Annotated in this window: 19 protein-coding genes; 8 read left to right on the top strand and 11 right to left on the bottom strand. The window is 64.7% G+C overall.

Annotated elements, in window-relative coordinates:
* Positions 1-45: 45 nt before the first annotated feature.
* Together tadA and rlmC are read right to left on the bottom strand one after the other, a co-directional pair.
* Positions 46-537 carry a tRNA adenosine(34) deaminase TadA gene (gene tadA / locus Q0D45_RS10630; protein WP_293392395.1) on the bottom strand — a complete coding sequence of 164 codons (492 nt, stop codon included), beginning with the start codon at positions 535-537 and terminating at the stop codon, positions 46-48.
* A 22-nt stretch (positions 538-559) separates the two neighbouring features.
* Positions 560-1,702 carry a 23S rRNA (uracil(747)-C(5))-methyltransferase RlmC gene (gene rlmC / locus Q0D45_RS10625; RefSeq protein WP_293392392.1) on the bottom strand — a complete coding sequence of 381 codons (1,143 nt, stop codon included), beginning with the start codon at positions 1,700-1,702 and terminating at the stop codon, positions 560-562.
* 49 nt (positions 1,703-1,751) lie between these two features.
* On the opposite strand from rlmC, the gene Q0D45_RS10620 reads away from it, so the two are divergent.
* A complete protein-coding gene (locus tag Q0D45_RS10620; protein ID WP_293392389.1) occupies positions 1,752-2,789 on the top strand; it encodes a DUF72 domain-containing protein in 1,038 nt (345 codons plus the stop codon).
* 3 nt (positions 2,790-2,792) lie between these two features.
* Here Q0D45_RS10620 and alkB read toward each other — a convergent pair whose 3' ends face one another.
* The 4 genes from alkB to Q0D45_RS10600 form a co-directional block, all read right to left on the bottom strand.
* On the bottom strand, positions 2,793-3,446 hold the full coding sequence (alkB, locus tag Q0D45_RS10615; RefSeq protein WP_293392387.1) for a DNA oxidative demethylase AlkB: 654 nt from the start codon (positions 3,444-3,446) through the stop codon (positions 2,793-2,795).
* Positions 3,446-4,144, bottom strand: coding sequence for a 2OG-Fe(II) oxygenase (locus Q0D45_RS10610; protein ID WP_293392384.1), 699 nt, complete (start codon positions 4,142-4,144; stop codon positions 3,446-3,448). Before Q0D45_RS10610 ends, alkB begins: the two co-directional genes overlap by 1 nt.
* On the bottom strand, positions 4,141-5,223 hold the full coding sequence (gene ada / locus Q0D45_RS10605) for a bifunctional DNA-binding transcriptional regulator/O6-methylguanine-DNA methyltransferase Ada (protein WP_293392381.1): 1,083 nt from the start codon (positions 5,221-5,223) through the stop codon (positions 4,141-4,143). The genes Q0D45_RS10610 and ada overlap by 4 nt, the downstream gene beginning before the upstream one ends.
* Before the next feature lie 118 nt (positions 5,224-5,341).
* Entirely contained in the window at positions 5,342-6,382 is a 1,041-nt protein-coding gene (locus Q0D45_RS10600) for an endonuclease/exonuclease/phosphatase family protein (RefSeq protein ID WP_293392378.1), read from the bottom strand.
* 215 nt (positions 6,383-6,597) lie between these two features.
* On the opposite strand from Q0D45_RS10600, the gene Q0D45_RS10595 reads away from it, so the two are divergent.
* A complete protein-coding gene (locus Q0D45_RS10595; RefSeq protein ID WP_293392375.1) occupies positions 6,598-7,665 on the top strand; it encodes a hypothetical protein in 1,068 nt (355 codons plus the stop codon).
* A 20-nt stretch (positions 7,666-7,685) separates the two neighbouring features.
* On the opposite strand, the gene guaA is transcribed toward Q0D45_RS10595, so the two are convergent.
* On the bottom strand, positions 7,686-9,302 hold the full coding sequence (gene guaA, locus Q0D45_RS10590; RefSeq protein WP_293392371.1) for a glutamine-hydrolyzing GMP synthase: 1,617 nt from the start codon (positions 9,300-9,302) through the stop codon (positions 7,686-7,688).
* A 7-nt stretch (positions 9,303-9,309) separates the two neighbouring features.
* Positions 9,310-10,797, bottom strand: a complete 1,488-nt coding sequence (guaB, locus tag Q0D45_RS10585) for an IMP dehydrogenase (RefSeq protein WP_293392368.1) — start codon at positions 10,795-10,797, stop codon at positions 9,310-9,312.
* A 143-nt stretch (positions 10,798-10,940) separates the two neighbouring features.
* Between guaB and Q0D45_RS10580 the strand changes: the two genes are divergently transcribed.
* From Q0D45_RS10580 to Q0D45_RS10565, 4 genes are all read left to right on the top strand, one after another.
* The gene (locus Q0D45_RS10580) at positions 10,941-11,390 is read left to right on the top strand and encodes a hypothetical protein (RefSeq protein WP_293392366.1); all 450 of its coding nucleotides are present in this window, start codon (positions 10,941-10,943) and stop codon (positions 11,388-11,390) included.
* A 51-nt stretch (positions 11,391-11,441) separates the two neighbouring features.
* A complete protein-coding gene (gene xseA, locus Q0D45_RS10575) occupies positions 11,442-12,824 on the top strand; it encodes an exodeoxyribonuclease VII large subunit (protein ID WP_293392363.1) in 1,383 nt (460 codons plus the stop codon).
* Positions 12,825-12,904: 80 nt separating this feature from the next.
* Positions 12,905-14,587 carry an ExeA family protein gene (locus Q0D45_RS10570; protein ID WP_293392360.1) on the top strand — a complete coding sequence of 561 codons (1,683 nt, stop codon included), beginning with the start codon at positions 12,905-12,907 and terminating at the stop codon, positions 14,585-14,587.
* Positions 14,584-15,594 carry a general secretion pathway protein GspB gene (locus tag Q0D45_RS10565; RefSeq protein ID WP_293392358.1) on the top strand — a complete coding sequence of 337 codons (1,011 nt, stop codon included), beginning with the start codon at positions 14,584-14,586 and terminating at the stop codon, positions 15,592-15,594. Before Q0D45_RS10570 ends, Q0D45_RS10565 begins: the two co-directional genes overlap by 4 nt.
* A gap of 57 nt (positions 15,595-15,651) precedes the next feature.
* Here the strand turns inward: Q0D45_RS10565 and Q0D45_RS10560 are convergent, their stop codons facing one another.
* The gene (locus tag Q0D45_RS10560) at positions 15,652-16,872 is read right to left on the bottom strand and encodes an aspartate aminotransferase family protein (protein ID WP_293392355.1); all 1,221 of its coding nucleotides are present in this window, start codon (positions 16,870-16,872) and stop codon (positions 15,652-15,654) included.
* Positions 16,873-17,007: 135 nt separating this feature from the next.
* Positions 17,008-17,427, bottom strand: coding sequence for a hypothetical protein (locus Q0D45_RS10555; protein ID WP_293392352.1), 420 nt, complete (start codon positions 17,425-17,427; stop codon positions 17,008-17,010).
* Between the two features lie 298 nt (positions 17,428-17,725).
* Here Q0D45_RS10555 and Q0D45_RS10550 point away from each other — a divergent pair, with 298 nt between their 5' ends.
* Positions 17,726-18,508: an SDR family NAD(P)-dependent oxidoreductase gene (locus Q0D45_RS10550; RefSeq protein ID WP_293392349.1), complete on the top strand. Its 783-nt coding sequence runs from the start codon at positions 17,726-17,728 to the stop codon at positions 18,506-18,508.
* Positions 18,509-18,684: 176 nt separating this feature from the next.
* On the opposite strand, the gene Q0D45_RS10545 is transcribed toward Q0D45_RS10550, so the two are convergent.
* On the bottom strand, positions 18,685-19,683 hold the full coding sequence (locus Q0D45_RS10545) for an integron integrase (RefSeq protein ID WP_293392346.1): 999 nt from the start codon (positions 19,681-19,683) through the stop codon (positions 18,685-18,687).
* 149 nt (positions 19,684-19,832) lie between these two features.
* On the opposite strand from Q0D45_RS10545, the gene Q0D45_RS10540 reads away from it, so the two are divergent.
* Positions 19,833-20,252, top strand: a complete 420-nt coding sequence (locus Q0D45_RS10540) for a hypothetical protein (RefSeq protein ID WP_293392343.1) — start codon at positions 19,833-19,835, stop codon at positions 20,250-20,252.
* Positions 20,253-20,299 lie beyond the last annotated feature (47 nt).

Genomic DNA, 20,299 nt, shown 5'->3' with positions numbered 1-20,299 from the left:
AAGCGACGCCCGATCTGTTCTTGAGACAGGTCGGGCGTTTTTCGTTCAGCCGTTGCGCACGCCGCGCCGCGCCCGGAAGAACGCCCGCAACTGCTCGGCACAGTCCGCTTCCAGCACCCCGCCCTGCCAGGCGACGACATGGTTCAGCTGCGGCCGCGCGATCAGGTCATAGACCGAATTAACCGCACCGGCTTTCGGATCACTGGCGCCGAACACCAGGCGGCCGACCCGGGCATGGATGATCGCGCCGGCGCACATCGCGCAGGGCTCCAGAGTTACGTACAGCGTACTTCCGGTCAGGCGGTAATTGCCGAGCGCTGCCGCACCCACGCGCATTGCCATGATCTCGGCATGCGCAGTGGGATCGTGCAGCGCGATCGGCCGGTTCCAGCCTTCGGCCAGCATTGCACCATCGGCACCGACCAGCACCGCACCGACCGGCACCTCGCCTTCGGCCGCCGCGCGTTCGGCCAGGCTCAGCGCATGGCGCAGCCAGTGTTCGTCGGCCTCGCTGGCCATGCTCGTAGATTCGCTCATCGCCCTATTGTCGATGATCAACTCAGCCGCGCTCCAGCAGCACGATCACTTCGTAGTGCCGGGTCTGCGGAAACATGTCGAGCACGCGGGCGCGGCGCGGTTTCAGCGACGGCATCAAAGCCAGATCGCGGGCCAGCGATTCGGCGTTGCAACTCGAATAGATCAGCCAGCGCGTCGCGCTCGCCGCTTCGAGATGAAGACTCAGGGCTTCGCCGATGCCGCGCCGTGGCGGGTTGACGATCACCAGCTCGGCATCTTCAGGCTGGGCCAGCGCCCAGGCCGTGGCATCGCCGCTGGCGAATCGCACATCGCCGATGTCACGGCCGCTGGCAGCGAGATCGACAAGGCTTAGCTCGGCGCTGGCGATCGCTTCGGCTTCGAGTTCGATGCCGGTCACGGCGCGGCCCGCGGCTGCGGCATGCAGGGCAAAGCCGCCGACGCCGCAGTACAGATCCCAGACGCTGGCCGGCCGAACCTCGTCGATCCAGCTCCGCGCCTGCGCGTACAGCTCGGCGGCGACGGCGGTATTAGTCTGAAAGAAGCTCTGCGGGCGCAGATGCAGCTTGATGTCGTTGACGCCGATGCTCAGCCGCGAAGCTTCGCTGAGCAGAATTTCACGCTCGCCTTCGAGCACCGCCTTGTGCTCGGGCTGCAGGTTCACCGAGACCACGGCGAGCGGCGGCAAGGCAGCCAGCAGCGAGGCCAGATGCTTGCGGATGCGGGCGACGGTCGCTTCAGAACGGAGCACGAAGCGCAGCATCAGCGAGCCGTCATCGGCTTCAGTCAGCAGCACGAATTTCAGCTCACCGCGCCGGCTGGCGAGATCGTAGGGATCGAGCGTGGCGCGAACGATGAAAGCGCTGATCGCCGGGAAACAGGCCTGCATCGACAGCGGGTAGAGCGGGCAATCGGACAGGTCGACGCCCTGCCCGGCCACGTCGCGAATGCCCAGGACGGGCTGCAGCGCTGTGCCGCTGACCACCATCTTTGCCTTGTTGCGAAAGCCGGCCTCGGCACTTGCAACCGGCGGCAGCCAGTCCAGCCCGGTGTGCACCGCGAGCAAGGACTGGCAATGCGCCTGCTTGGCCGCCAGTTGCTGGCGATACGGCTGCGCAAGCTCGGTACAGGAGCGGCAGCGGCGGGCGGTGTAGTGCGGGCAATCCATGGGGCGGGAAGCATGACATCCGCAGGCTTCCTCGAACTACCATTCCGCCATGCAAGATTCCTTGTTCCCGGAAGCCCCACCGCCGCCCGCACCGGCACCACGGCGGAAAGCGTCGACTTCGGTGCAGCCAGCAGAGCCTCGCGCCGAGCATCAGGCGCTGGCCGCTGCGCTGCCGAAGACGCTGCATCTCGGCACTTCGTCGTGGACCTATCCCGGCTGGACCGGCCTGGTCTGGGCCGAGGACTACCCGGACGCGAAGCTGTCGAAGGAGGGCTTGCGTGCTTACTCGCAGCATCCGCTGATGCGCGCGGTCAGTGTCGATCGTGCGTTCTACCGGCCGCTGACGGTCAGCCAGTACACGGCCTATGCGCTGCAGGTGTCCGACGATTTCCGCTTCGTCATCAAGGCGCCGAGCCTGGTCAGCGATGCGCTGGTCCGCGACGAGACTGGCCGCGGCATGACCATGAACCGCAACTTTCTCGATCCGGAGCTGGCGGTTCGCGAATTCGTCGAACCGGCGCTGGCCGGGCTCGGGCACAAGCTTGGCGCGCTGGTGTTCCAGCTCAGCCCGCTGCCGGAAGCCTGGTTGAAGCGGCTCGATCGGGTGCTCGATCAACTCGCGGCGATGCTCGCCGCGCTGCCTTCACTGCTGCCTGCCGCGGCGGATGCCGTGGTCGCCGTCGAGGTGCGCGATCCACTGTTCCTGCAGCCGCCTCATGCGGCGCGTCTCGCCAACCTGCTGCGCGATGCCGGCGCCACCTACTGCCTCGGTCTGCACGCGAAGATGCCGCCGATCGCCGAGCAGTTACCGATGCTGCGTGCGCTGTGGCCGCGTCCCTTGGTCTGCCGCTGGAACCTGCACCGCATGCATGGCGCTTTCGGCTACGAGGAAGCGAAACAGCTGTATGCGCCTTACGACAAGCTGGTCGATCCCGATCCGGAAACCCGGTCGGCGCTGGTCAAGGTGATCGCCGCCACCACGGCGGCCGGTCACAAGGCTTACGTGACGATCAGCAACAAGGCCGAGGGTTCGGCGCCGCTGACCGTCGAAGCGCTGGCGCAGGCAGTGCTCGCACTGCAACGCTGAAGCTCAGCGGGCGCGTCGAAACGTCAGATTGATTCGCCGTTCACCGAGCAATACGTGCTGGCCCGCCTTCAGCATCAGCACGCCATGAAAGCGCAGCCGCGCAGCGCCACCCCAGACCACGACATCGCCGTGCATCAGCGGCACACGCTGAACAGCATCCTTGCGCGTCAGCCCACCGAACTGGAACACCGCCGGCAAGCCCAGCGACACCGAGACGATCGGCGCTGAAAGATCACGCTCGTCGCGATCCTGATGCAGCGACATCTTCGCGCCCGGCAGATAGCGATTGATCAGGCAGGCATCGGGCTTGAAGTCTTCGAAGCCAGCCGCGGTCGCTGCAGTGCTCACGAGCGCCGCGAAGCTCTCGGGCATCGCCGGCCACGGCTGGCCACTCAACGGATCGCAGGCTTCATAGCGATAGCCGCGACGATCCGACACCCAGCCCTGGTGGCCGCAGTTGCTCATCGCCACCGACATCGTCAGGCCGCCCGGCGTCTGCAGATGACGGAACGGCGCGGCGGTGACGATCCGCTCAACGGCTTCCAGCAGCTCACGATCAACAGCCAGCGCGAAGCCCGGCAACAGCATCGCGCCGTCAGCGATCTGCTTCGGTTCTCGAGAAATTTCTGGCTCGTCAAAGAGCGCCAGCGTCTGCATCAGGCCGCGTCGTGGAAGATGATGCCGAGCGTGTGGCGCTGCCCTGAACGGATGCGGCTGACGCCGTGGCGAAGGTTCACGCGATAACTGCCGCGCGAGCCGGCAACCGGCCGGTGATGTACCGCGAAGATCACCGCATCGCCCTGCTTCAGCGGCACGACCTCCGGCCGCGACTGCATGCGCGGCCGCTGCTCGGTCAGCACGAATTCGCCGCCGCTGAAGTCCTGTCCCGGCGCCGACAACAACACCGCCAGTTGCAGCGGGAACACCTGCTCGCCGTACAAGTCCTGATGCAGGCAGTTGTAGTCGCCCGGGCCGTACTTCAGCAGCAAGGGCGTAGACCTTGTCTGGCCGGCGGCATGGCAGCGTGCTAGGTAGTCCGCATGCTCGGCCGGATATCGCGTGTCGATATTCATCCGCTCGTTCCAGCGATTGGCGATCGGCGCCAGTTGCGGATAGACCGCCGTGCGCAGGCTGGCGACGAGATCGGGCAGCGGATAATCGAAGTAGCGGTACTCGCCCTGCCCGTAGCCATGGCGCTGCATCACCACGCGGCTGCGGAAGCCTTGCGCATCGCCATAACGGGCGGCCATCGCGCAGCATTGCTCGGGATCAAGCAAGCCTGCGATCACCGCCGCGCCTTGCGCGTCCAGATCAGCGAGCACGCGCGGCCAATCGATGGCAGCGACGTTCGTCATGACTGCGCTTCGCGATCGAGCAACACGCGTTTGCGTTCGACACCCCAGCGATAGCCGGACAGCGCGCCATCACTGCGCACCACGCGATGGCAGGGAATCGCCACCGCCAGCGCGTTCGCACCACAAGCCTGGGCGACGGCGCGCATCGAGGTCGGCGCGCCGATGCGGCGGGCCACTTCGGCATAGCTAGCGGTTTCGCCGGCCGGGATTTCCCGCAAGGCTTGCCAGACTCTTTGCTGGAACGCCGTGCCGCGGACATCGAGCGGCAGGTCATGCCCCACTCTTGGCGCTTCGACGAGGCCGATGACCTTGGCCACCGTCGCCTCGAACGCGGTGTCGGCACCGATCAAGCCCGCCTTCGGAAAGCGATCCTGCAGATCGCGAGCCAGCGCATCGGGATCGTCACCCATCAGGATCGCGCAGACGCCGCGCGCACTCGCCGCCACCAGGATCGCGCCGAGCGTGCACTGAGCGATCGCGAAGCGGATTTCGGTATTGGTGCCACCGGCGCGGTAGTCGCTCGGCGTCATGCCAAGCACGCCATTAGCCTCGGCGTAGAAGCGGCCATTGGAGTTGTAGCCGGCGTCGTAGATCGCATCAGTCACCGACGAGCCGGCCCGGTTCAATTCGCTGCGTACGCGTTTGGCGCGATGGGCTGCTGCGTAGGCGCGCGGCGTCAACCCGGTCACCGCTTTGAACACGCGATGCAGATGGAAGCTGCTCATCGCTGCCTGGGTGGCCAGTGCGTCCAGGGTCGGCGTCACCTCGGCGCGTTCGATGACGCGGCACAGCGTCGCGATCAGCTCGGCATGCTGTTCGGCCAATGGCGCCTGATCCGGCTTGCAGCGCTTGCAGGGCCGGAAGCCGGCTGCTTCGGCTGCCGCCGCAGTCAGATGAAACGAGACGTTCTCCGGCCGCGCCGGCCGCGCCGCACAGGACGGCCGGCAGTAGACACCGGTGGTCCGCACCGAATAGAAGAACCGGCCATCGGCGGCCGCATCACGGACCTGGACCTGCGTCCAGCGCGGATCACGGACCGTCGCCGCAGCCAGGGTTTCGATTTCCTTCGACTTGTTCATCAGCGTTCTCCAGCGCTCACGTTGAGCGATGGCGGCACTTTAGGCAGCGGCCGATGGCGCAGCACTCCGCGGCTTGCTTTCGAATTCGACTGGCGCCTGCCTGGCCTAGATGCCATGTTCAGCCAAGGGATTCGAGGTAGGCATCGCCGTCATCGATACCGAACTCGATCCACATCGGCAGGTGATCGCTCATCCGGTAAGTGCGCCAGTCCTTGAAGCTGCGGCCCGGCTTGATCTGGCGTTCTTTCGCGTAGTCGGCTTCATCGCCGAGACGATAAACCTGCTCATAGAAGTCGAAGACGCCGGCCTTGCCGGTCGGCTTCAACCGCGCCAGGCGCTTGAAGTAGGCGATCTGGTCGTAGTGCTTGTTCTTGTCGACATTGGAACCGGCGATGTCTTGCAGCTGGTCGGGTACCACGAAGCCGGCGTTGGTGATCGCCTGCATGGTGACGTCGCTGCGATTGAAGATGTTGAAGTCGCCAAGCATGATCAGATTGTCCGGCGCCGGCGGCTCGTCAGGCTTGTATTGCGGCGCCCCGGACAGCTTGCCGGCGTACTTGGCAATGGTCTTGCTGAAGGCGGTGATCTCGGCCAGGCGCCGGGGATCCACGGCGATACCCTTGCCGTAATAGATGTGGACCGTGGCCAGCGTGAGATAGGCCCAGCCGGCCCGGAAACCCGCGATGTACGGCGAGCGCGCCATCTGCACCGGCTCGCTCTTGGAGCCGTTGTCTTTCGGCAGCACCAGCTCTGCGGCAAGACCGGTGAAGCTCACCTTGCGACGATCGAACAGATAGGCCATGCGCTCGGAATTGCCGGAGCTGCCGAGCGTCACGTCGGTGACGATGAAATCCCACCAGCTTCCGAGCAGCTTCTGCAGCTTCTGGATCGGATAGAGCCCGTCGCGGATTTCCTGGATGGCGATCAGATCGAAGCGGCTGAGGATTTCGGCGATGTAGTAGTAGGGCTCGTCCGAGCGGAAGCCGTACTTGCCGGAATCGAACTCGCGAATGTTCCAGGTCGCCAGCAGCAGGGTGTCGGTCGCGGTGCGGGCGGGGATGGCGGTGGCGAGCGCGGGGCGCAGGCGTCTGAGTCCATCGACCGTCCGCTTGCGGACCACAGCGTCGGCAATCTGCTTGAGTCCGGCGTAATAAGGCATGGCATTCCCCCCATCGGAATGCCCAGCCTAAGCCCATGCGTGCGAGCCCGCAGGGCAGAGACGAAGCAACGTCACTTGAAGATCAAGAAATTCTCCTGGTGCGCTTGGATGCGGCTCCGTAGGTACTGTAGGTTTCGGCTGGCCGAAGCAGGCGCTGAGATCATGAACACTGCTCGGTTCCAAAATCTGATCGGTAACTTCAGGGGAGTGCTGCCATGGGATATCCACAACACAAGCGGTTCGGTCTTGCCGTCCTCAGCCTGATTGCCACCGTGCTGCCGGCACAGGCCGACGTCACGGTGCAGGAATCGATGTCGGTCAACGGCGGCGGCCTGATGGGCTTCGCCAACATGAGCGGCAAGACCACGACGCAGATTTCCGGCACGCGCTCGCGCATCGAGACCGACGTGCAGATGCAATCGCGCCTGGTGCGCGCCTTTGCCGGTGGCCCCACGGCAGAAATCACCCAGCTGGACAGCGACAAGGTCTACGAACTGAACCTGAAGAAGAAGCAGTACACCGCGACCTCGCTGGCCGAGCGCCGCGCCCAGATGGAACAGGCGCTAAAAAAAGGTGAGGAAGCGCAGCAATCGAAGCAGGAAGCGGCCTCACCGGTGGATCAGAGCAAATGCGACTGGTCGCCGCCGAAAAGCGAGGTCAAGAAGACCGGCGAGAAAGCCAGCATCGCCGGCTTCGACGCCGAACGCCTGACCATCACCGTCACCCAGTCCTGCAAGAACCGCGAGACCGGCGAGGTCTGCGACTTTGGTCTGGCGCTCGATCAATGGCTGGCGCCGAAGTTCGATGGTGGTTCCGAGCGCCAGGCGTTCTACCAGGCCTACGCCGAAAAGATGGGCTTCAGCACCAGCGCCGCGCCGGGCTTCGCCCAGAACGCGCAAGCAATGTTCGCCGGCTACAAGGATCTTTGGGCGGAGCTGGCGAAACAGTCAGGCAGCCAGAAAGGCTATCCGGTGCGCTCGGCGTTCTCGCTGGCGATTGGCGGCGCCCAATGCAGCAGCCAGCAGAAGCAGACCGCAGCCGGTGCGCCTGCTCAGGAAGCGATGGCCGCCGCCAGCGAACTGGGTGCTGCGCTCGGCGGCATGTTCGGAGGGAAGAAGAAGGCTGCTGCTGCGGAGCCCGCACCGACGGCACCGGCACTGCTGGTCAATGGCATGCCCCCACTGATGACCGTCAGCACCGAACTGCTGTCGCTCAGCCGCGACGCGCTGGCACCCGCCCTGTTCGAGCCACCGGCGGACTTCAAGCGGGTCGACAAGAACTGAAGCCCGTCGTCAGAACGGAATCACTCCCACTCGATCGTCGCCGGCGGCTTGCCGGAGATGTCGTAGACCACTCTCGACACGCCGTTGATCTCGTTGACGATCCGAAGGCTGACCTTTTCCAGCAGCTCGTACGGCAGCCGCGCCCAGCGGGCGGTCATGAAGTCGATGGTTTCCACCGCGCGGATCGCAATCACCGGGGCGTAGCGGCGGCCGTCGCCGGTGACGCCGACCGACTTCACCGGCAGGAAGACGGCGAAGGCCTGTGAGGTCTTGTCGTACCAGCCGGCGGCGCGCAGTTCTTCGATGAAGATGTAGTCGGCGATGCGCAGGGTATCCGCCGCTTCCTTGGTCACTTCGCCGAGGATGCGGACGCCGAGGCCGGGGCCCGGGAACGGGTGGCGGTAGACCATGTCGCGCGGCAGGCCGAGTTCGACGCCGATCTTGCGCACCTCGTCCTTGAACAGCTCGCGCAGTGGCTCGACGAGCTTCATCTTCATGTGCTCGGGCAAGCCGCCGACGTTGTGGTGACTCTTGATCAGGTGCGCCTTGCCGGTCTTGGCGCCGGCGCTTTCGATCACGTCGGGATAGATGGTTCCCTGCGCTAAGAAGTCCACGCCGGTGATCTTCTGCGCCTCTTCATCGAACACTTCGACGAACAGCCGGCCGATAATCTTGCGCTTGGCTTCCGGGTCGGCAACGCCTTTCAGCGCGCCGAGGAAACGGGCTTCGGCGTCGACGCGAATGACCTTGACGCCAAGGTTCTTGGCGAAGATCTGCATGACCTGATCGCCTTCGTGATGGCGCAGCAGGCCGTGGTCGACGAACACGCAGGTCAGCTGGTCGCCGATCGCCTTGTGCAGCATCGCGGCGACCACGGACGAATCGACGCCGCCGGACAGGCCGAGCAGCACGCGGCCGTTGCCGACCTGGGCGCGCACCTTGTCGATCGCGTCGTGAATGATGTTGTCGGCGGTCCAGGCATTGCCGCAGCCGCAGATCTCGTGGACGAAGCGCGAGTAGATGCGCGCGCCCTGCGTGGTGTGGGTGACTTCCGGGTGGAACTGCAGGCCGTAGTAGCGGCGATCTTCGTCGGCGATGCCGGCGATCGGCACGTCGCGGGTGCTGGCGATCAGCTTGAAGCCGGGCGGAATTTCGACCACGCGATCGCCGTGGCTCATCCAGACATCGAGCAGGCCGTGGCCTTCTTCGCTGACCCGGTCTTCGATGTCGCGCAGCAGTTCGGAGTGACCACGAGCGCGAATCTCGGCGTAGCCGAATTCCTTGGAATCGTGCGCCTCGACCTTGCCGCCGAGCTGGTGGGCCATCGCCTGCAGGCCGTAGCAGATGCCGAGCACAGGCACCTTCAAATCCCAGACCGCATCACGTACGCGCGGCGCTTTCAGCTGGGTGACCGATTCCGGGCCGCCGGACAGGATCACGCCTTTCGGCGCGAATGCGCGGACCTCGTCCTCGGACATGTCCCAGGGATGCAGCTCGCAGTAGACGCCGAGTTCGCGCACCCGGCGGGCGATCAACTGGGTGTACTGCGAGCCGAAATCGAGGATCAGAATCCGGTCGGCATGGATATCTGGAGTCGGCGTCGGCATCTGCTTCACGGCAACGGCAGCAGCAGTCATCGGATCTTCAGCTCTGGGTGCGGTAGTTCGGTGCTTCCTTGGTGATCGCCACGTCGTGGACGTGCGACTCGCGCATGCCGGCGGAGGTGATCTTCACGAAGCGGGTGACGGTGCGCAGTTCTTCGGTGTTCTGGCAGCCGGTGTAGCCCATGCTGGCGCGCAGGCCGCCGATCAGCTGATGGACGATCGCCGCCATCGGGCCCTTATACGGCACCCGGCCTTCGATGCCTTCCGGCACCAGCTTTTCGACTTCCGCCGTGGTGTCCTGGAAGTAGCGATCCTTGGAGCCCTGCGCCATCGCGCCGAGCGAGCCCATGCCGCGATAGCTCTTGTACGAACGGCCCTGGTACAGCTCGACATCGCCCGGCGCTTCTTCGGTACCGGCCAGCATCGAGCCGACCATCACCGCATAGGCACCCGCAGCGAGCGCCTTGGCGAAGTCGCCCGAGTAGCGCACGCCACCATCGGCGATCAGCGGAATGCCGAGATCCTTGAGCGCGGCGGCAACCGACATCACGGCGCTGATCTGCGGCACGCCGACACCGGCGACGATGCGGGTGGTGCAGATCGAGCCGGGGCCGATGCCGACCTTGACCGCATCGGCACCCGCTTCGACCAGCGCCAGAGCCGCAGCGCCGGTGGCGATGTTGCCGCCGATGATTTGCACGCGGTCGCCGTACTGCTGCTTGATCTGCCGAACGCGGTCGATGACGCCCTTGGAATGGCCGTGCGCGGTGTCGACGACGATGACGTCGACACCCGCCTCGACCAGAGCAGCGACGCGCTCATCGGTATCGGCACCGGTGCCAACCGCGGCACCGACCCGCAGACGGCCGTGCTCGTCCTTGCAGGCCAGCGGGTGCTCGGTGGACTTCTGGATGTCCTTGACGGTGATCATGCCTCTGAGCTGGAAGGCCTCGTTGACCACCAGCACCTTTTCGATGCGGTGCTCGTGCAGCAGCTCGATGACCTCGGTGCGCGGCGCGCCTTCCTTGACCGTCACCAGGCGTGGCTGCGGGGTCATGATCTTCGACACCGGCTGATCCATGCGCGTTTCGAAACGCAGATCGCGGCTGGTGACGATGCCGACCAGCTTGTCGCCATCGACCACCGGCACGCCGGAAATGTGATTGGCGCGGGTCAGCGCCAGCACGTCGGCGATGGTCATGCCCGGCGGCACGGTGATCGGATCGGCAATGATGCCGCTCTCGTACTTCTTCACCGCGCGAACCTCGGCCGCCTGGCGCGCCGGGGTCATGTTCTTGTGAATGATGCCGATGCCGCCTTCCTGGGCCAGCGCGATCGCCAGGCCGGATTCGGTCACCGTGTCCATCGCCGCCGATAGCAGCGGGATGTTCAGGGTGATGCGGGCAGTGAGCGGGGTGCGCAGGTCAACCTGACGCGGAAGCACCTCGGAGTAAGCCGGTTGCAGCAGGACGTCGTCGAACGTCAGGGCTTCGAGGTCAATGCGGGAAGCGGGGTTCTTGGTATCCATCCGATAGTATAAAAAAAACGCCGGCTTCCCGTTGCTCCGACCACCGCTACCGGCGGCAACCCGGCCGCTCCAGAAGCTGAATCCGGGGCCGTAGATTTCGGAAACCGGCAAGCCAATGCCGATCTGAAATGGCGGTACGGCCCGTGAAATGCCCTCCAGTCCTGCTGTTGCGTTTGAGCTTGCTAGGCCTGGTGACGGGCCTGCCGGCGAACGCCGAGTCGACCGTTGCCGGCAGCGCTGCCGCCGCCGAGCACCGCCGTCTCCTGCATTTCAACTTCGACTGGCTGACACCACTGTCCGGCCAGGCGCTGATCAAGGGCTTTGGCTGTGGCGTATTTATCGAACGTGCCGACTGCCGCAGCCCGATCATCGTCAGAAGCTTCACCGGTTATCGCAGCTACAGCGGCTGGACGATGGGGCCGAATGCCTGGCTCGATGGTGATCCGAGTTACCAGATCAAGGGTCTGGGGTTGGCGTTCAACGATCTCGGCCCGGCGCCCTTGCGGGTCGGCCTTGGTCTGGGGACCCGCAGAATGACCAATCAACGACCCTTCGTCACCGTCGATTTCGAGTTCAGCTGGCCGCCACGCTGAACCATCCGCCGCGCTCTGCCATGCGGCGCTGAATGCCGCTAGGCTTGCCCGATGAACGAAGCCTCCCGCGGCGTGCCGGCGCGCACCACCTATTCTGTTTCCGAACTGGCCGACATCCTGCGCGGCCTGCTGGAAGACAGCCTGCCAAGCGTCTGGGTATCCGGCGAAATCTCGAATTTTTCGCGTCCCGCCTCCGGCCACTGGTACTTCACCTTGAAGGACGAGCGCGCCCAGTTGCGCTGCGCGATGTTCAAGAACACCAACTACTACGTGCGTCCGCAGCCCAAGGACGGCGATGCGGTGCTGGTGCGCGCCAAGGTCGGCATCTATCCGGCCCGTGGCGAGCTGCAGATGATCGTCGAGCACCTGGAAGCAGCCGGCACCGGTGCGCTGCTGCGGGCCTTCGAGCAGTTGAAAGCCAGACTCGCTGCCGAAGGCCTGTTCGATGCCGCATTGAAACGGCCGCTGCCGAAGTTGCCGCGTCGCATCGGCGTCATCACCTCGGGCACCGGAGCGGCGCTGCAGGACATCATCAATGCACTGCGTCGCCGCTGGCCGCTGGCGGAAGTGCTGCTCTTGCCCGTACCGGTGCAGGGCAAGGAAGCGCCGCCGGCGATCATCCGGGCGCTGCGCGAACTGCCGCTGCGCGCCCCGATCGACGTGATCCTGCTGGCCCGCGGCGGCGGTTCGCTGGAAGACTTGTGGGCGTTCAACGATGAAGGCGTGGCCAGGGCGATTCGCGCCTGCACAGTGCCGGTGGTGTCTGGCGTCGGCCACGAGATCGATTTCACGATCGCCGATTTCGCCGCCGATCTTCGCGCCGCCACGCCGACCGCCGCCGCTGAACTGGCAACGCCGGATATCGCCGAGCGTTATTCGCGCGTCGATACGCTCGACATCGCGCTGATCGGCCTGGTCAACCGGCGATTGCTGCAGTTGCGCGAACGTCTGGCCCAGATGTCGGGCCGACTGCAGAGCCTGCATCCGGGCCGCCGCCTGCAGGAGCGCGCGCAGCGGCTCGACGAACTCGACGAGCGCCTGCGCCACGCGATGAGCACTCGCCTCGCGGCCAGCGCCGAGCGTCTGCGTCGCCACGAGCAGCGCTTCGAAGCCGCCGCGCCACTGCCACGCATCGTGTTGCGGCAAGGCCAGTTGCGCCTGCTCGCCGATCGCCTGATGCGCGCCGGCAGCAGCGTGCTCACCGAACGGCGTGCCCGGCTGCGTCAGGGCGAAGCGCTGCTGAACAGCCTGAATCCATCGGCGGTGCTGGAGCGCGGCTACGCGCTGGCGACCGGCGCCGATGGCCGCATCCTCCGCGACAGCACGGAACTGAGCGACGGCGAGCGGGTTTCCGTGCAACTGGCACGCGGCCGTTTCGAGGCCGAGGTGGTCGATATTCAGGCTTCGAAGACTCGGAAAAGCGAAAGGTCTTAAGACGGAACCGGAAGCGAGCAAGCCTTTCGTTATACTCGCCCAGCCTATCTCCGGCGCTCTTTCAGACTCCGTTTCCGCCCTTGTACGCCGCGCATTACCAACTCCGCGAGCCGCCGTTTTCGATCGCCCCCGATCCGGCCTTCCTGTACATGAGCTCGCGCCATCAGGAGGCGCTCGGCCATCTGCTTTACGGCACCGGCCAGTACGGCGGTTTCGTGCAGCTGACCGGCGAAGTCGGCACCGGCAAGACCACGATCGTCCGCACCCTGCTGGCGCAGAAGCTGGACAACGTGGACATCGCGATGATCCACAACCCGCGTCAGAACGAGGTCGAGTTCGTTGCCTCGATCCTCGACGAGCTGGGCGTGGACTATCCCGGCCGCAGCAATGATCCGTCCGGGCATTCGATCAAGACCCTGGTCGATGCCCTGAACCAGCATCTGCTCGCCAGCCACGCCGCCGGCCGGCGCACGGTGCTGATCATCGACGAAGCGCAGAACCTGCCGACGCCGGTGCTCGAACAGGTGCGGCTGCTGACCAATCTCGAAACGACCAAGGAAAAGCTGCTGCGGATCATGCTGATCGGCCAGCCGGAACTGGTCGAGCTGCTCAATCGGCCGGAGCTGCGCCAATTGGCGAGCCGAATCACGGCACGCTTCCATCTGACGCCGCTGACGCTGACCGAGACGATGCAGTACATCATCCATCGTCTGCATGTGGTCGGCGGTCCGTCGGACCTGTTCACCGATGCTGCGATGCGCAGCGTGCATCGCTACGCGCGCGGCATTCCGCGCCAGATCAACATCATCTGCGATCGCTCGCTGCTCGGCGCCTATGCGCGTGGCCTGCGGTCGGTGACGCCGGCGATCGTCGATCAGGCGGCCGTCGAAGTGAGCGGCGTGCAGCCGAGCCAGTCGGCCTCCGGCTGGCTGGCCAAACGACTGCGGCCACGAGCCGTGCCCTTGCCCTGGGTGGAATCGGCGCTGGCGATCGCTGCACTGGTGATCGCCGGGGTGTTGCTGAACCAGACACTGAATGGCGGCGGCAAGGCCGAAGCCAAGCCTGCCGCCGTGGTCGCGACCGAGCAACCGAAACCCGCGCCGGTTGCCGCACCAGCGCCGCCGACACCTGCGCCGGCAGCGGCGCTGTCCGGCGTCGGCGCCTTGCAGGCAACGGCTCAGCCGCTGCCGGCGGTGATGTCGCGGCTGATCGGCCTGTGGCAGCCAGGCCTGAGCATTCCGCGCGGCCAGAACGTCTGCCGCGCGCTGGCCCGAAATGCCATCGATTGCTACAAGGGCGACGCCAGCTGGGACGAACTGCGGCAGATGAATCATCCGGCGATCCTGACCCTGGAGTTCGAAGACGGCAGCCGCCAGTACGCGCTGCTGCGCGCGGTCGACGGCGACAACGCCATCATCGATACCGCCGACGGCCCCTTGCGCCTGCCGTTCACAACGCTTGATCCTCTGTGGAACAGCGAGTTCCTGATGCTCTGGCAGCGGCCGATCGAGGAAGCCCAGATCGACAGCCAGACGCGCGGCGATTCGGTGTTGTGGCTGCGCCGGACCTTGGCGAAAGCCGATGGCAAAACCCTGAGCGGCGCCTTGCCGACCAATTTCGGACCGGAGCTGAAAGCGCAGGTGCTGCGTTTCCAGACCGGCCACGGCTTGCCGGCAGACGGCATCGCCGGCACCCGCACCTTGATGCTGCTGGGCAACCTCTCGCCGAAGCCCGGTACGCCGTCGCTGAGGGATGCGCCATGAGTCTGATCCTCGATGCCCTGAAACGCGCCGAACGCGAGCGCAAGCTGGGCCAGGCGCCCACCGCGCTCGAAGAAGTGGCCGTACCGCCGCCGGCCACGCGTCAGCAAGCGGGCCGACGGCCGATCATTCTGGGCGTCATCGCCGTGGCGATTACGGCGCTGGCCGTGTTCGCGTTTCTGCGCAGCAAGCATCCGGCAGCAGCAGATGCCGCTCCGGCGGAATCGGCTTTCGTCGAGGTCACCCACGACCCCGCGCCCGCTGCCCCGGCTGCGCCTGTTGCTGCGAATCCAGCCGATGAATCCCAGGACGCACGTATCGAGGACAGCGCCAGCATTGCCTCGCTCGATGATCTGACCGATGGCGACACACCGGATGCCGCAGCCGCTCCGGCAGCTGACGAGGCCACTGGCGGCATGCAGGTTGATGACGGTTCGACGCTGGTGACGCCATCGCAGCCACGTGAACCGGCGCCCGTGATCGCCGCGAAGCCAGCCGCGCCGCCGCCATCGTCGACGTCCTTCAAGCTCGATCCCAAACCGTCGCCTGTATCTCCTGCGCCCCAGCCGCAAGCTCGGCAGCTGGTGACGAACGCGCATGCAACGCCGAGCAACACGACACCTGGCGCCGGCGAAGCGCTGGTGATTCCGATCGAGGAATACGTGCCGGTGACGGCGAGTTCGGCCGCGCCGGCCGCCAGTCCGGCAACCAGTCCAGCACCGGCGCCGGTAGTACATCAGGCCGCGCCCGCTCCTGCCCCGACGCCAGCCTCCGCGGCATCGGTCCAGCGCCTGAAAGACATGCCGCCGGCGTACCGGGCCGAGTTCCCGCCGATCAGCATCGATGTGCATGTCTACAACGACAATCCGCAGCGCCGCTTCGTGCTGATCAACGGCCGCCGCTACCGCGAGGGCGATGCATTGAGCGAAGGCCCACGCATTGCCCAGATCGTGCCCGAGGGCATCGTCTTTGACTGGCGCAACGAACAGGTGCTGTACAGCAGCCGCTGAGACGCGCAGCCAAAGAAAAAGCCCGCCTAGGCGGGCTTTTTCACGATCGACGCCGGTTCAGGCCGCGGCAGCTTTCGGTGCACCGACCAGTTGGGCAATGGCCACTTCGAGGCGACGCAGACCTTCGGCGATATCGGCCTCGCTGATCACCAGTGACGGTGCCAGACGCAGCACGTCCGGACCGGCCACCAGCGCCCAGACACCCTGCGCCAGACCGGCGTTGACGATGTCCTTCGAACGGCCCTTCCAGGCCTCGCTCATCGGCGCACCGATCAACATGCCAAGACCACGGCTCGGCGCGAACACGCCGTAGCGGCGGCCAATCGAATCCAGCCCGTCGCGGATCAGCTGCGCACGATGGGTAACTCCGGCGAGTACCGCGGGATCATTGACGGTATCGATCACCGCTTCGGCAACGGCGCAGGCCAGTGGATTGCCACCGTAAGTCGAGCCATGGGTGCCGAAGGCCAGCACGTCTGCAGCAGCCTGGGTCGCCAGCATCGCGCCGATCGGAAAGCCGCCGCCCAAGCCCTTCGCCGTGGTCAGCACATCCGGCGCAACGCCGTAATGCTGGTAGGCATAGAGATGCCCGCTGCGGCCGACGCCGGTCTGCACTTCATCGAAGATCAGCAGCGCCTTGTGCTGATCGGCCAGACGGCGCGCGGCAGCCATGAACGCCGGGCTGGCCGGCATGATGCCGCCCTCGCCCTGCACCGGCTCGAGCACGATCGCGCAAGTGTTGCTGGATACCGCGGCTTCGAGCGCCGCGACATCATTGAACGGCAGATGGCGGATGCCGCCGGGAATCGGCTCGAAACCCTGCGTGTACTTGGCCTGACCGCCCACCGATACCGTGAACAGCGTGCGACCGTGGAAAGCGTTGTAGAAGGCGATAATCTCGTGCTTCGCCGGATCGATGGCGTTGCCATAACGACGCGCCAGCTTGAACGCGGCCTCATTGGCTTCGGCGCCGGAATTGCAGAAAAACACGCGATCGGCAAATGTTGCATCGACCAGCTTCTTCGCTAGGCGCAGCGCTGGCTCGTTGGTCATCACGTTCGACAGATGCCAGAGCTTGCCGGCCTGTTCGGTCAGAGCGGCGACCAGCTTCGGATGGCAATGGCCGAGCAGGGTCACGGCGATGCCGCCGGCGAAGTCGACGTATTCGCGCCCGGCCTGATCCCACAGGCGGCTGCCCTCGCCTCGCACCGGCACGATGTCGGCGGGCTGATAGTTGAGAACCATGACCTCGTTGAAGGTCGAGCGAGTGACGTTCATGTCGTTACCTGCGGGACTGCCGCTGCAATGCTCGTGGAAAATTCCACGGTGCATTTTGCCAGTTCAGACCGGGCACCGACATCGGAGAACCGACATTCTCCAGGTAACGGCCGCCGAGCGACCCGGCAGCTGGGCTCAGAACTGGCCCGGCCGGCTCAGTTCACGAACCCGAACGCGGCCAGCAGCACGGCGGCGGACCATGTTGCTGCGCGGCGCACTGCTGCCGGCTGGCACTCGTTCCTTGATCAGCTTGAGCACGCTGCGGGCCACCTGGTCGGCCATCGTCGGCGTCGATACCGACGCCACCAGCGCCGCGCGCTCGGCACCAATTTCGGTCAGCTGCCAGGCACCGGGACTCGGCGATACCAGGCTTTCTGCCGAGGTCAGCAGATCGAGTGCCAGATAGAGGTCGGTGTGGCGCAAACCCGTAGCGCGCCATTCGCTTCGCAGGGCTTCAAGCTCGACCACGGTCTCCTGCCGCGCATCGAGCGCGTTGAGCACGTCGTAAAGCGCGTATTCGAAAATACTGTCGTCGACTCTGAGCATGACGTTCATCCTTTTGCTTTTCTGGGGGGCCTTCTGGAGGCGTTACCCGGAGACGGTTGCAACCCGCGTTCCCGGACACCCTGGTCGCCGTATCTGGCTCACCACACTAGCGCCAGACCGACGGGCGGGATCTCGACTGCTTCGCCATCCCATCCCTTTGTACGGACATGACCGATGGAAGTTCCGGTAAAAAGTCCCGGAAGTTACGACCTGCTCACACGATTCTTAGGAAATGACCGATTCAACTGTCAGCCCTTTCCCGGAATAAACTGCTCCCTTCACCTGCTTCTTACTCAGGACCCCTACGATGATTCTTGATGGTTCCGTTTCCGCTGTCGTGACCGGCGGCGCTTCAGGCCTCGGCGAAGCCACCGCCCGCAAGCTCGCCTCGCTCGGCGTCAAGGTTGCGATTTTCGATATGAACGACGTACGCGGCGAAGCGCTGGCGGCCGAACTGGGTGGCGTGTTCTGCAAGGTCAACGTGACCTCGGACGCCGATGTCGACGCCGGTTTCGCCAAAGCCCGCGCCGCCCACGGCCAGGAACGCATCCTGGTCAACTGCGCCGGCATCGCCACCGCCGCCAAGACCGCCGGCTTCGACAAGAAGAGCGGCGAGATCAAGCATTTCGCGCTTGATCAGTGGGAGAAGACCATCCAGATCAATCTGATCGGCACTTTCCGCTGCATCGCCAAGAGCGCCGCCGGCATGATCACCGGCACGCCGCTGGAACACGGCGAACGCGGCGTCATCATCAACACTGCATCGGTCGCCGCCCAGGACGGCCAGATCGGCCAGTCCGCCTACTCGGCCTCGAAGGCCGGCGTGGTCGGCATGACCCTGCCGATCGCCCGCGATCTGATGAACGACGGCGTGCGCATCAACACCATCCTGCCGGGCATCTTCATGACGCCGATGATGGCGGGCATGCCGCAGAACGTGCAGGACGCCCTCGCCGCCTCCGTGCCGTTCCCGAAGCGCCTCGGCAGCCCGGCCGAGTACGCCAGCCTGGTCGTCGAGATGTGCTCGAACGGCTATTTCAACGGCGAATGCGTGCGTCTTGATGGCGCCATCCGGATGGCGCCGCGCTGAGCGTCGGATCCTGCTGAAAGGCGATTCTCACGTAGAGGACGCGGAGACAAAGCAGAAGATGATGCGAAAAGCCCGCGATGGAGTGATCTATCGCGGGCTTTTCTGTTCCTGAGCGAGATTCGCCGCCGATGCCCGAAGCGAATCACACCCAACCACGATCGGATGGTTTGCGGGAATCACATCGCATCGAGCGGGCTGCGCACGCCCCTGCCGCCCCGATTTAGCACATGGGTGTAGATCATCGTCGTGCTGACGTCGGCATGGCCGAGCAGTTCCTGAACGGTACGGATGTCGTAGCCTGATTCGAGCAGATGGGTGGCAAATGAGTGCCGCAGCGTGTGCGGCGATGCCGGACGCACGATGCCGGCGGCGAGTGCCGCGCGGCGCACTTCCCGCTGCACCAGCTTTTCATTGTAATGGTGCCGCCGCCTGATCCCGGAGCGCGGATCGGCGGAGAAGTTCGACGCCACGAACAGATACTGCCAACCCCACTCGCTCGAAGCATTCGGATACTTCTTCGCCAGTGCGTCCGGCAGCCAGACACCGACCGTTCCACTCCTGACATCGTCCGCATGAAGGGCTCTCCGGGTTGCCAAGTGGGCTTGCATCGGTGCGATCAGAGCCTGTGGCAGCACGGTCACGCGATCCTTGCCGCCTTTGCCGTCACGAACGATCAGTTCCGCACGTGCCACATCGACATCCTTGACGCGCAGCCGAACGCCCTCCATCAGCCGCAGGCCAGTGCCATACAACAAGCAGGTAATCAGTCCGGCAGTACCTGCACACCGATCCAGCAAGGCGTACACCTCCTTGCGTGACAGCACCGTCGGCAAGCGTTGCGGCCTCTTGGCACGGACCACATCGCCGATTCGCGGCAGATCGATCTCAAGTACCTTCTGGTAAAGGAACAGCAGCGCCGACAAGGCCTGGTTCTGAGTGCTCGCCGACACCTTGCCATCGACAGCAAGATGGCTCAGAAACGCCGAAACGGCGGCGGCATCGAGTTGGCGTGGATGCTGCTTGCCGTGAAATAGGATGAAGCGTTTAATCCAGTTCACGTAGGCCTCTTCGGTGCGGATGCTGTAGTGACGAATGCGAACCGCATCCCGGACCTGATCCAGCAGTTTCGGTGCGGGCCGATTAGGGGACTCGATCGAAGTACCGTTTTCCGTCATCCCAGGTCCTCCCATTGAAGACCCGACTCTATGTTTCAAGGACTTGCGATGTCTGTGACGGCGTTATCAAACTGCGGTGCCGAAATAGGGGACTATTCGGGCAGTTCCCTAATTCGGGGCAAGTCCCCTATTTGGCGTTAGAGCGCACCATGAACTTGGTTATTTCGGGTATGGCACGCGTGATCGGCGCTTTTCTCCTATGCCTTGGAGCTGCCGCTTTAATTGTTGTAGTGCTTCTCTTAAAACGGCGACTTGGGCCGTACCCTGGCCAGCTTCTTCCAGTGCTGGGCGCACTTGCAGTCTGCGGTCTTGTTTCGGTATTTAGCCTATCCGTCGGCTACCGGTTCACATTCGCCAAACCGAATCTATACGGCTCGGCTTTATCGCCAACTGGCTGGGTCATGGCAAGTTTTCCTTTCATCGCGTTCGGGGCCACCGGCATTTGGCTTGCTGTCACGACTAAGCAGTGGTCATTTCTTCTTGTAGTCGGAGCGTGCGCTTTGTTGGCCTACCGTTGTATTCGGGCCAGCAAGCTGGTCAAAGCACGGACCAACTCCAATGCGCTCTAACCATTCATTCAAGCGGACGGGCTTCGCCCGCCGCTTAACTTAGGCGT

The organism is Nevskia sp. (assembly GCF_023266035.1).
Taxonomy (GTDB): Bacteria; Pseudomonadota; Gammaproteobacteria; order Nevskiales; family Nevskiaceae; genus Nevskia.
The sequence above is the reverse complement of the archived record's forward strand: the minus strand, read 5'-3'. Positions and strand labels throughout refer to the sequence as shown.